The sequence below is a fragment of the Martelella limonii genome (genome assembly GCF_013344475.1).
GTDB lineage: Bacteria > Pseudomonadota > Alphaproteobacteria > Rhizobiales > Rhizobiaceae > Martelella > Martelella limonii.
Map to the genome: position 1 here is coordinate 16,442 of NZ_JABUOU010000016.1, position 10,919 is coordinate 27,360.

The following is a 10,919-nucleotide window of genomic DNA, read 5'->3' on the forward strand; positions in this document are numbered from 1 at the left end:
TCCCCCGCCTTAGGGAAGCTTGGCGATGTCCAAAGGTAGCGCACCATTTGATTTATACGTGCGCATCGCGAACGAGGTCCGGATATCACGCACGGCAGGCAGTGCCAGCAACGCACGCAGGACTGTGGCTTCATAAGTGGCCATGTCGGGAATCACCACTTCGAGCAAGAAATCATGTTCACCCGAAACGAGGTGACACGCGACCACTTCCGGCATGGCGAGTACGGCGTTGACAAATGCGTCCGCGTTGTCATCCGAGTGCCGCTCCACCGTAATCCCGGCGAATACCGTAACAGACAAACCAACTGCAAAACGAGAGATGACAGCGCGATAGCTTTCCAAAACATCCGCCTGTTCGAGCAACTTCACGCGACGCGAACAGGGCGAGGGCGACAGCCCCACTTTTTCTGCCAGCACGATATTCGGGGTCCGGGCGTCTGTTTGAAGTACGCGCAGGATCTTCAAGTCAATTGCATCGAGGCCAATATTTGCGGGCTTGTTCATAGTTGCGGATCGCTCCCTTCACAGCTCTCAGATGTGACCGATGGGCGATTGGTCCTGAGATCGCGTCCACGATTTATCACAGATACAGCCTGCGTACATATTCCAAGAACATTGTTTCAGTTGGCAGGAATAATCAAATCAGGTGGCATAGCTTGTCGATCGTGCCAAAAGTCAGCGCGATCCTCGACGTCTTTGGCATGAATATAACCAAGCCTCTGATTATGATGTCCGCAAAGGAGTTCATCATGTCGAAATTGCCAGACAGTCAGGGGTTTGCCACGCGCGCGATCCATTACGGCTACGATCCCCTGGATTATGACGGGGCGCTCAATCCTCCGGTTTTCCTGACCTCGACCTATGCCTTCGACAAATCCGACACCGGGAGCGAACGTTTCGCGGGGAACGCGGACGGCTACGTCTACAGCCGCGTCGGCAACCCAACCGTTTCCATCCTGGAGAAGCGGCTGGCGGCACTGGAAGAGGGCGAAGCGGCGATGGCCACGTCTTCCGGCGTTGGCGCGCTTACCGCAGTTATCTGGACGCTATTGAAGGCCGGTGATGAGATCATCGCTGACCAAATGCTCTATGGCTGCACCTTTGGACTGCTTGAGCACCATATCAGCCGATTTGGAATTTCCGTGCAATTCGCTGACCTGACTGATCCGGCCAATCTCAAGACAGCGATCGGTTCCAGAACCCGAATGGTCATTACCGAAACGCCATCGAACCCGAATATGCGCATTGTCGACATCGCAGCCATCGGCGAAATCTGTCACAAGTTCGATGCGCTACTCGTCGTGGACAACACCTATTGCACTCCTTATCTGCAGCGCCCCCTTTCGTTAGGAGCCGATATTGTCACCCATTCGGCGACAAAATATCTCGGCGGCCATGGTGATCTGATTGCCGGGGCGGTTATCGCCAGTAAGGACATGATCGACCAGTTCCGCTTCGTTGGTATCAAGGAGTTGAACGGGGCTTGCATATCGGCCTTCGATGCCTTTTTGATCTTGCGCGGCCTGAAGACGCTCAATCTTCGCATGGACAGGCACTGCGAGACGGCGCACCGTCTGGCGCACGCCTTGGAAGGGCATCCCGGTGTCGCGCGTGTCTATTATCCCGGACTCGATAGCCATCCCCAGAAGGCGGTTGCCGCCCGGCAGATGCGGGCAATGGGAGGAATGATCGCGCTCGAACTCAAGGGTGGGATGGCGGCAGGCCGTGCCTTTTTGGATGGGGTGCAGCTTGCGACGCGTGCCGTCAGCCTGGGAGACGCCGAAACGCTTGTTCAGCACCCGGCCTCAATGACACATTCTACGTATAATCCCGAAGAGCGCGCTAGGCACGGTCTCACCGATGGGCTGGTCCGCATTTCCGTCGGACTCGAGACCTATGACGACCTTCAGGCTGATCTGGTCGGCGCCCTCGACCGGATGGTCCGAGGATGATTGTAACCTGCCGCAACCGCCATATAACTGACGGTGATGCCTATCTTGTGGACGATCAACAGGAGGATAACTGAACATGCGACCAACTCCACCGCCACCAGGCGAAACCGCGCTCGATGCCATCGGCAACACACCCGTCGTGCGCCTGCGCCGCGTAGTTCCGGACGGGGCGGCTCAGGTCTTTGTGAAGCTGGAGTATTTCAACCCGACCGGATCGTATAAAGACCGTATGGCTAAATCCATGATACTGGAGGCCGAACGGCGCGGCGAACTGAAGCCCGGAATGACAGTCGTCGAAGCGAGCGGCGGGAGCACGGGGTCCTCGCTCGCTTTTGTTTGCGCGGTGAAGGGCTATCAATTCATCGTGGCATCCTCAAACGCCTTTGCCATGGAAAAGCTGCGCACCATGCGCGGCTTCGGGGCCACTGTCGATCTGACCCACAGCCCGTCCGGCAAGATTACAGCCGATCTGATCCCGTCCATGATCCGTCATGCCGAGGAGGTCTCAGAGCGGGAGGATTGCTATTATTCAAACCAGTTCAACAATCGCGATGCGCTGATCGGTTACGAGGAAATCGGCCACGAGTTGGTCGCACAGTTCCCGGATGGAATCGACGCCTTCTGTGGCGCGGTTGGCGTGGCAGGAATGGCGATGGGTGTGGCGCGAGTTTTGAAGGGCCGCTCCGAGTTGGTCAGGATTGTCGTTTTGGAGCCGGCTTCTTCCCCCGTCATTACAGAGGGCAAGCCTGGTGCCCACCACGTTGAGGGCATTGGAGTGGGGTTCGTGCCGCCCTTGCTCGACCAGACCCTCTATGATGAAGCGCGTGCCGTTTCCGAAGCAGAGGCGCGTGCCATGTGCCGCCGATTGGCACGTGAGGAAGGACTGCTGGTTGGCACGTCCACAGGTCTCAATGTTACGGCGGCGATTGCCTTGGCCAAAGAGCTGGGGCCCGGCAAAACGGTTGTCACGGTCGCGTGCGACACGGGACTAAAGTACATGAATGGGAGTCTCCTTTCAGATGCCTAAGATTGATTTCAGCGGCTTCCGGCTGGTTCTCAGGTGTCCTTTTGGAAGGGCTATGGCGTAAACGTCGTTTTCATCGCTGCCCCGCATGCTCCGCCAAAAGGCGGCCCGGATTTTCTGAAAAAATGCGATGATCGGGGGATAAAGTTGAAAGTGGAAGAAAATGTTGACACGTCGAACACTTCTCAAGTCGGGTGCTGCTTGCACTTCTTATGCCTTGGTCGGGTGCATTGGGCTTCCGAACATGGCGCGAGCACAGGACAACAGCCTCGTTTTTGACCCCGAAGACTATGAAACGCTGACGACCACGGTTTCGACTGCAGGCGGAGATGTCACCGTCATCTACCGTTTCTGGCGCGCCATTCCTTATGTGGCGCGACCGGTCGACGCCGACTACCAATCTTTGAATGTTTCCGTTCCGATTAAGATCGATGGGGCAGACGTGGATGCCAGCACGGCGCCGATACTGCTCGCCAATGCCATCGGCGGCTATCTTCCCTCGAAAGTCAGCAACGCGGACGGCATCGGTGGCGGCGGTTTCGAAATGCCCGAGGGGATGCCGGAGCCGGCCCCTCCCACGGAAGGCGGTGTCGTATCGGGCAGCGGTGCGCAGATGGCGGCTAGCGAGATGGTATCGAATGCCAAGCTGGGTCTTGCTGCCGGTCTTGTCGTGGTCGAGCCGGGTGCACGCGGCCGGACCCAAATCGACGCGGCGGGCGTCTACTATGGCGTGGCGCCGGCTGCGATTGTCGACCTGAAGGCTGCCGTGCGTTTCATTCGGGCCAATGCAGGGCGTATTCCCGGCAATGTCGAGCGCATCGTGAGCTCCGGGTCGAGCGCAGGCGGAGCCCTGTCGGCCTTGCTGGGCGCGTCTGGTGACAGTGCGATCTACCAACCGTATCTGCAGGCGCTCGGTGCGGCAGAGGCAAGCGACGCGATCTTTGCGACGGGGGCCTGGTGCCCGATCACCGATCTGGAACATGCCGACGGCGCCTATGAGTGGTGCTGGGGCAGCAATCCGACCGGTGACGGCCAGACGATGGATGCGGCACTGTCCGCGGCCTTGGCGGATGACTTTGCAACCTACCAGCAGGGACTGGGTGTCCATGGGCACAACGATTTCGGTCCGCTGACCGCGAAGACCTTCGGCCCCTACCTGGTCGAGACATATTTGAAGCCGGCGGCTACCGCCTATCTCTCGGCTCTGTCCGAGACGGACCGCAGCACATATCTGGCGGCGAACAAGATGATCGCGTGGGAAAACGGGGCTGCCCAGTTCGACTGGTCGGGTTTCGTGACGCATGTCGGCACCCGGCGCAAGACCTTGCCGGCCTTCGACGCCTTCGACCTTTCGGCAGGAGAAAACAATCTCTTCGGCCTGGGAACCCAGGAAGCCCGTCACTTTACCGCCTTCTCGGCGGCACGCGCCACGGCCGGGGACACCGTGCTGGCCGACGACATCCCCGAAAAGCTACGACTCATGAACCCGATGCCCTTCCTTGCCGAAGCGAACCCGGCGCGGTCGAAGAACTGGTGGATACGAACCGGGTCGTCGGATACCGACACCTCCCTGAGCGTTGTGGGTAACCTTGCCGCGATGAGCGAAAAGAACGGCGATTCCGTGAACTTAAAGCTCTACTGGGACAGCGGTCACGGCGCCAACGAGGACGCCGAAGATTTCATCGCCTGGATAAAATCCGTCGCGGCTTAAGGCTGTCAGACGGCATTGGTGCACGGATCGCGCACGCCCGAAATCCGTCCGATGCACAAATGCTGCCCCATAGCCGTTGTGTTCAAAGACGGAAATTCATCATCTCAGCGATCCGTGCACCAACGCCTCCATGACCCGTTTGCCAACCTGTTCCACATCCCGCGCCACTATCTTTCCTCAAATCCTTTTCGCGACTTGCGTTCCGCAGCGATGAACCTGTGGGCCGAAATCGCCCGAGCATGATGGGCAAAGCCTTCGTTGGTCCGGAGTGGTTTAAGAGGCGCGGGTGCACTTCTCCTCCCCGAACCATACGTGCACCTTTCAGCGCATACGGCTCTCCGTTCAAGATTGGCCCATGTCCGTCGCGCCAGGTACCAGGATTTTCATGTCTCTACATCGGTTTGGTTTTAGGCCCTGCGGTCTTTGCCGCGTTCACGCGCGCGCCATTCGGACGGGGTAGCGTTTTCCCATCGCTGGAATGCTCTGTAGAACGAGCCTTGGTCGTCATAACCAAGCATGTAGGCGATTTCGGCAATATCCAACGTTTCCTCTACGAGATATTCCCGCGCCAGTTCATGACGGGTATCGGCGAGCAGTGATTGGAAGCTGTGACCTTCCTCGCTCAACCGCCGTTGCAGGGAGCGCTCGCTTACTGCCAGTTCCTGCGCAATGCTGCGAAGTTCAGGACGACCGGCGGTGAGGTTGCGACGCAAGAGCCACCGCACCTGCTCGACCACCGTCCCCGCTGCCGCACTACTATCGGCCTCCGTCGTCAAAGCCTTGTCAAGCAGGGCGAGCAGTTCCCTGTTGTATCCAAGGAACGGCAAACCGAGATCGCTCACTCGGAGAACAAGTCGGTCATGGTCAGCATTCCACCTGACGGGACAGCCGAAGTAGTCCGACACCATCGCGCTTCGGTCGCGTCGCAACTCCAGCCGGAGCGGAACAACCTTATTCCCTGTACCCGCCCGCGCCAAGCCGACGAGCGCAGCCATCGTGGCATCTGTCAGCGACGGAGGGACATTACCGCCGCCATAGGGCCATGATACAGACAGGATACATTTTTCGCCGTCCCTTGCGATCACAAGCTCCTCCGGCGCGCAAAGCATCTTGAACCGCGCTACCCGCGACAGGGCGTCGTCAAGGTTGCGCGAATGAAATGCCACCATGAAGGAGGGTGGCATGACCGCGCCGTCAAGCGACTGCGAGAGTTGCAGGCCTACGTCCAATCCCGACAAGGCTTCCAACCCGCGCCATAGCGCAAAGAACTGCACGGTGGAGAGGTGCACGTTGTCTTGGCCGGCCTGGATAGGCAAGGCGGCATGGCGCAGGAGTTCGGACCGCCTGATGTTCAGACGATCCACTCCCAGCCAGAACGCGGCCGGTATCTTGACGCGGTCAGGTATCTTCATTTGGCAGTGAACCCGCCATCAATGGCGAGGATATGTCCGGTCACGAAGCTCGCTTCGTCCGACAGCAACCAGGCGATGCCGTTGGCGATTTCCTGCGGTGCGCCGAGGCGATTCATTGGATGCATGGCGCTGATGACCTCTTCGTTGTAGTTCGGGTCGCTACCATCGAGTTGGGCGGCGATGATATCTGTCTTGACCGCACCTGGCGCGACGCCGTTGATGCGGACGCCCTGTGCGGCGTGATCGAGCGCCGAGGACTTCGTTAATCCTGCGACCGCGTGCTTGGTGGCAGCGTAGGCAGCGGCCCACGGCATTCCGTTGATGCCGGCGATCGAGGCGAGGTTGACGATCGACCCCTTGCTCTGCTTGAGCATTTGCCGGATTTCATACTTCTGGCAGTAGTAAAGTCCGAGAATGTTGGTCTCGATCATAGCCTTAAAATTTCCACTGTCGGAAAGATCGATGGAAGCGGTTTCATTCGAAATTCCGGCGTTATTTACAGCCATATCGAGCTTCGCGAACTCGGATACGACCTGGTCGATTATCGCCTCGACATCGACCTCGCTGGTCACGTCATTGCGGATGAACCGCACCTGTGCGCCGCCTGTCGCAACGGCCTCGATTTCCTTTACAGCGGCGGCACCCAGTTCTTCGCGCCGACCGCTGATAACAACTGTAATACCACTCCTTGCGAGTTTTTTGGCAGTTTCCTTGCCGATGCCGCTTGCGCCCCCGGTGATCAGTGCAACCTGGTTTGTCATCTGTCTTGCTCCTTAATTGTTGATGAGGGGAACTTAATGGCCGATGAGCGACGACGGTATCGCGGAACGCGCCATATCACTGGCATCAGACGCCAACATTGCAATGTTGCAAACCCGGTACGATTTTTGGAATTGAGCCCTTACCAACGCCGAGCCCTCATGCCGTTGGCGGTCGGATGCTCGAAGTCCGCAATGGGCCGAGGCTGTGTAAAAACTCGAACCTGATGTAGAAACAACTTCGTCGATCGGAGGCGGCATGCTGGGCTATATCGAAAGGGTTTCGTTCGCGATCAGGTTACGCCGCATCTTCAATTTGACGGAATGTGGAATGTGACGTGCAAATGACGGGCCATAACAAGCCGTGATCCACTATATAGTCGCCATTGCTTCCTAGCTGAAATCGTTGCCCACACCGTGGAGCTCTATTTCCGTTTTTTCCCTAAGCCTGCGAATGGTCGAGGACTTGCTGGCTGCCCGCGGGATCATTGTCTCGCACCAGACCGTCTGGCTGTGGGCAGAGAAACTCGGCCGCACCTTTGCCAACGACATCGGTCGTCGATCATCCGGTTGGTTTGGGGACAAGTGGCATCTCGATGAAGCCGTTGTTTCAATCCGTGGCAAGAAGCATTGGCTGTGGCGCGCAGTTGATCGGGAGGGGTTCGTCATGGAGGTTCTGGTGCAAAGCCGCCGAAATGTTGGGGCCGCCAAGCGCCTAGTGCGCAAGCTCTTGAAGGGCCCAGGGACGATCACCGACAAGCTGCGGTCATACGGCGCAGCAAAACGCGAGATCATGCCTTGTGTCGAGCATCGCTCCCACAAAGGGTTTAATATTCGGGCGGAGAATTCTCACCAGCCGGCCAGGCGCCGAGAGCGGATCATGAAGCGCTTCAAGTCACAGCGACATCTACAACGCTTTGTCTCTATCCATGACCCGATCGCCAACCTGTTCCACATCCCCCGACACCACATTCCCTCTAATCATTATCGCGAATTGCGTTCCGCGGCGATGAACCTGTGGGCCGAAATCGCCCGAGCATGATCGGCGAAATAGGCCGTTGTCATGATCTGCTCTCGTTGCCGTTATATTTACGATGCCGCTGCAATTGCTGCAAATCTTTCGCGTGACTACCGGCCGCCAGATGCGCAGAAGCCCGGATGGTGGCATCATCGTCAAATCAGCGGTTGCTGTCTTTGGTTGGTAAATGCCGCGTGCTGGGGGGGGACACTTCTTGTTCTGACCGCACAATGGGAGGGTCGCGTCTGCCGCTTTTGTCATCGAGGTTCGCTGTATGGTGCTACTGCCGTCGAAAAGGGCGAGGAAGCCGCGCGGGGTGTTCAGGGGCGTCGAGTTCAGGATTCCCCATCACCGACAAACGGCTCAAATGCAGATCGAACGCTGGAAACGCACGCTCGCCGAAGCTTGATCGGGATTCCCGATCTATCGCGCCCGTCTGTTGGTTAACTCGGCGCGGCCCGCTTTGATATGAATTGAGCCTCGGTAGGAGAACCCCGATGCTCACGAAATCCCCGTTTCAATACTGTGTTCCAACCGCCAACCAGCAGCCGTTCTATCGGAGAGGGGCCGCAACACTCGTGTGCAAGGCGGTCGTTGCGGAGACGCACGACACGAAGACATTCTTCTTCGAAGACAGCAGGAACCGAGGCTTCGATTTCAAGCCGGGCAAGTATGCCACATTTAGGTTCCACATCGACGGCAAGATCTATCCGCGTGCCTATTCGCTCTCGTCGTCTCCCTCGAGACCGCACAACGTTGCCATCACCGTGAAGCGAGCTCCCGGGGGTACGGTGTCAAACTGGCTGAACGACAATGTTCGGCCCGGCATGGAGATCGACATTCTAGATATCTGTGGCCGCTTCAACTACCTTGATATTCCATCCCGCAAGCCGCTGTTTCTGTCCGGTGGTTCGGGCATTACACCCGTCATGTCTATGCTCCAGTTCATCAACGATACCGCAGATCGTGCCGACCTCGTCTTCGTCCATTTCGCAAAAACCCCGCAGGACATCATCTTCCGGGACCAGTTGGAGTTCATCGCGAAACGTTACGAGAACGTGGCGCTGCGCCTCGTCGTAGACGATGATTGCGGCGATGTCGGCTTCACCGGAGCAACGGGCGTCATCAGCGCCTCGCTGATGCGCTCGCTCGTTTCCGATCTCGAAGAACGCGAAATCTTTATGTGCGGCCCGGAGGGGTTCATGAAGGCCGCGCGAGCCATTGCCCCGGAACTCGGCGTCCTCGCTGTGCACGAAGAGAGCTTCGGCGAGAAGGTGGTGGTCGAGGCCACGGCCGAGGAGGGTGGCCCGGTGACGTTCTCGCTTTCGGGAATGACAGGAGAGTGTCGACCCGGAGAAACCGTTCTTGAGGCGGCGTTGAACGTGGGCGTCTGGATCAACAGCTCGTGTCAGATGGGTGCGTGCGGCAGTTGCCGGATCAAGGTTGCGCGAGGCACCGTGCGGACCGACGACCACGGGGGAATATGTAACCCGCAAGATCATATGGCAGAGCCGGGAATATCCGGGAATATCCCGGAATTCGTGGGAAAGCCCCTTATTTGATGGGGGTTGGCGGCGGCGGCCTGTTTTTAGCGGGATGGGCGGCGCGCAAGAACAGTTGGCATTTGCGGGGCAGATATTGGGCGTTTCGCGGCGAGCCAAGAGCAATTTTGTCACAGATGGGGCCGAGCGGAGCGGAATTCGCGTAAGTGCGTTTTTTAAAACAGGAATTTCCGATGCATTGAACCGGCGAAGGCCACGTATGACGCTCTTGAAGCCGAAAATTGGGAGAGCGAAAGTGCGAAATTTTGGAGAAGTTTCCACTTGATGTAAAAATAAAATAAAAACAGACGCTTGAGGATTTCGTATGCTTGCGAAAGAGTGAATTAGGCTCAAGGATATATTACACCACTACTGTTACAACACTTGTGGCCACTGGTGTGGCAACATGGATGACATTTTGAATTATTTGCAAATTTACGACTGTTCCGTCTCAACGCCTTTGAGACAGATTTGGCTTAACGGATAAGGGAGGGTTTTGGCTCATCATAGCGCACGCAAAGGAAGCGAAGATGAGACAGAAATCCGGTCAGCAGAAACCGACGGCGGACAAGGCGATCAAGGATATCCGCCGGGCCACACGCAAGTCCTATTCGGCCGAGGAGAAGATCCGCATCGTGTTGGAAGGCCTGCGCGGCGAAGACAGCATTGCCGCACTCTACCGCCGTGAGGGTATCGCCGAGAGCATGTATTACACCTGGTCGAAGGAATTTCTCGAGGCCGGCAAGCGGCGCCTGGCCGGCGATACGGCACGGGCCGCAACCACGGATGAGGTGAAGGCGTTGCGCCGGGAAACACGCGATCTGAAAGAGGTCGTGGCCGAGCAGACGCTGGAGCTGCGCCTGCTCAAAAAAAGCATGATCGGGGATGGGGACTCAGAAGAATGTAAGCGGCAAGCCGAGGCCGTTCAGGCTTGGTAATTCCACGGCATAAGCGCGTCGATTTCACTGCTTGGCCAACCGTTGGCGATGCGCTCGAGGGTCTGGGTAAGGCAGGCATTCGGATCGACGTTGTTCATTCTTGCCGTCTGCAGCAGCGTAGCGATCGTCGCCCAGCTTCTTCCGCCGCCGTCGCTGCCGGCAAACAGCGCGTTCTTTCGCGTTATGGCCTGGGGCCGGATTGCCCGTTCAACGATGTTCGAGTCGAGCTCGACGCGGCCATCGCTCAGGAAGCGCTCAAAGATGGCGCGGCGCGTGGTCGCATAGCGGATCGCCTCGGCGAGCTTCGATTTTCCGGATATCCGTGGCAGGGTCTTGTGCCAGAGATCGAAGAGCTCAGAGACAATTACGGCGCAGGTTTGCTGACGCACCGCGACGCGGGCGTCGGGACTTTGACCTCGAGCGGCCTCCTCGACCTGCTAGGCCGTAAACTCATAAACTGATGGGTTCACGATGAGTGCTCGTTTTGATTCAATGGCTTCCTGAAAGGAACCCTTGATGAGACGACGTTTTGATCTGACGGATTTCGAGTGGGCGGTTATCGAGC

The 10,919-nt window shown here is 57.8% G+C and carries 7 protein-coding genes and 4 pseudogenes; 7 read left to right on the plus strand and 4 right to left on the minus strand.

From position 1 onward, the window contains the following. Positions 1-9: 9 nt before the first annotated feature. The gene (locus HPQ62_RS20395; protein ID WP_174804443.1) at positions 10-504 is read right to left on the minus strand and encodes an Lrp/AsnC family transcriptional regulator; all 495 of its coding nucleotides are present in this window, start codon (positions 502-504) and stop codon (positions 10-12) included. Positions 505-749: 245 nt separating this feature from the next. Between HPQ62_RS20395 and megL the strand changes: the two genes are divergently transcribed. From megL to HPQ62_RS21315, 4 genes and pseudogenes are all read left to right on the plus strand, one after another. Further along, the gene (megL, locus tag HPQ62_RS20400; RefSeq protein ID WP_174804449.1) at positions 750-1,952 is read left to right on the plus strand and encodes a methionine gamma-lyase; all 1,203 of its coding nucleotides are present in this window, start codon (positions 750-752) and stop codon (positions 1,950-1,952) included. Between the two features lie 76 nt (positions 1,953-2,028). Then, positions 2,029-2,979 carry a PLP-dependent cysteine synthase family protein gene (locus HPQ62_RS20405; RefSeq protein WP_174804444.1) on the plus strand — a complete coding sequence of 317 codons (951 nt, stop codon included), beginning with the start codon at positions 2,029-2,031 and terminating at the stop codon, positions 2,977-2,979. Positions 2,980-3,139: 160 nt separating this feature from the next. Beyond that, positions 3,140-4,687, plus strand: coding sequence for a subtype B tannase (locus tag HPQ62_RS20410; RefSeq protein ID WP_174804445.1), 1,548 nt, complete (start codon positions 3,140-3,142; stop codon positions 4,685-4,687). 126 nt (positions 4,688-4,813) lie between these two features. After that, positions 4,814-4,930 (plus strand): annotated as a pseudogene (locus HPQ62_RS21315) (IS6 family transposase); the annotation flags it as partial. Between the two features lie 164 nt (positions 4,931-5,094). Here HPQ62_RS21315 and HPQ62_RS20415 read toward each other — a convergent pair. Both HPQ62_RS20415 and HPQ62_RS20420 read right to left on the minus strand, forming a co-directional pair. Then, a complete protein-coding gene (locus tag HPQ62_RS20415) occupies positions 5,095-6,099 on the minus strand; it encodes a helix-turn-helix transcriptional regulator (RefSeq protein ID WP_174804446.1) in 1,005 nt (334 codons plus the stop codon). Next, positions 6,096-6,860, minus strand: coding sequence for an SDR family NAD(P)-dependent oxidoreductase (locus tag HPQ62_RS20420; protein WP_174804447.1), 765 nt, complete (start codon positions 6,858-6,860; stop codon positions 6,096-6,098). The genes HPQ62_RS20415 and HPQ62_RS20420 overlap by 4 nt, the downstream gene beginning before the upstream one ends. A 351-nt stretch (positions 6,861-7,211) precedes the next feature. On the opposite strand from HPQ62_RS20420, the pseudogene HPQ62_RS20425 reads away from it, so the two are divergent. The 3 genes and pseudogenes from HPQ62_RS20425 to HPQ62_RS20435 all read left to right on the plus strand — a co-directional run. Next, a pseudogene (locus HPQ62_RS20425) lies at positions 7,212-7,899 on the plus strand (IS6 family transposase). 473 nt (positions 7,900-8,372) lie between these two features. Then, positions 8,373-9,437 (plus strand): FAD-binding oxidoreductase, encoded by a 1,065-nt coding sequence (locus HPQ62_RS20430; protein ID WP_174804448.1) that lies wholly within the window; start codon positions 8,373-8,375, stop codon positions 9,435-9,437. A gap of 509 nt (positions 9,438-9,946) precedes the next feature. Then, a pseudogene (locus HPQ62_RS20435) lies at positions 9,947-10,320 on the plus strand (transposase); the annotation flags it as partial. Positions 10,321-10,341: 21 nt separating this feature from the next. On the opposite strand, the pseudogene HPQ62_RS20440 reads toward HPQ62_RS20435, so the two are convergent. Beyond that, positions 10,342-10,791, minus strand: a pseudogene (locus HPQ62_RS20440) (IS66 family transposase); the annotation flags it as partial. Between the last annotated feature and the right edge of the window lie 128 nt (positions 10,792-10,919).

Bases quoted from the DNA above. Each gene is read 5' to 3' on its own strand.
- HPQ62_RS20430 (WP_174804448.1), top strand. From the start codon at position 8,373: ATGCTCACGAAATCCCCGTTTCAATACTGTGTTCCAACCGCCAACCAG.
- HPQ62_RS20395 (WP_174804443.1), bottom strand. From the start codon at position 504: ATGAACAAGCCCGCAAATATTGGCCTCGATGCAATTGACTTGAAGATC.
- HPQ62_RS20420 (WP_174804447.1), bottom strand. From the start codon at position 6,860: ATGACAAACCAGGTTGCACTGATCACCGGGGGCGCAAGCGGCATCGGC.
- HPQ62_RS20405 (WP_174804444.1), top strand. From the start codon at position 2,029: ATGCGACCAACTCCACCGCCACCAGGCGAAACCGCGCTCGATGCCATC.
- megL (WP_174804449.1), top strand. From the start codon at position 750: ATGTCGAAATTGCCAGACAGTCAGGGGTTTGCCACGCGCGCGATCCAT.
- HPQ62_RS20410 (WP_174804445.1), top strand. From the start codon at position 3,140: ATGTTGACACGTCGAACACTTCTCAAGTCGGGTGCTGCTTGCACTTCT.
- HPQ62_RS20415 (WP_174804446.1), bottom strand. From the start codon at position 6,099: ATGAAGATACCTGACCGCGTCAAGATACCGGCCGCGTTCTGGCTGGGA.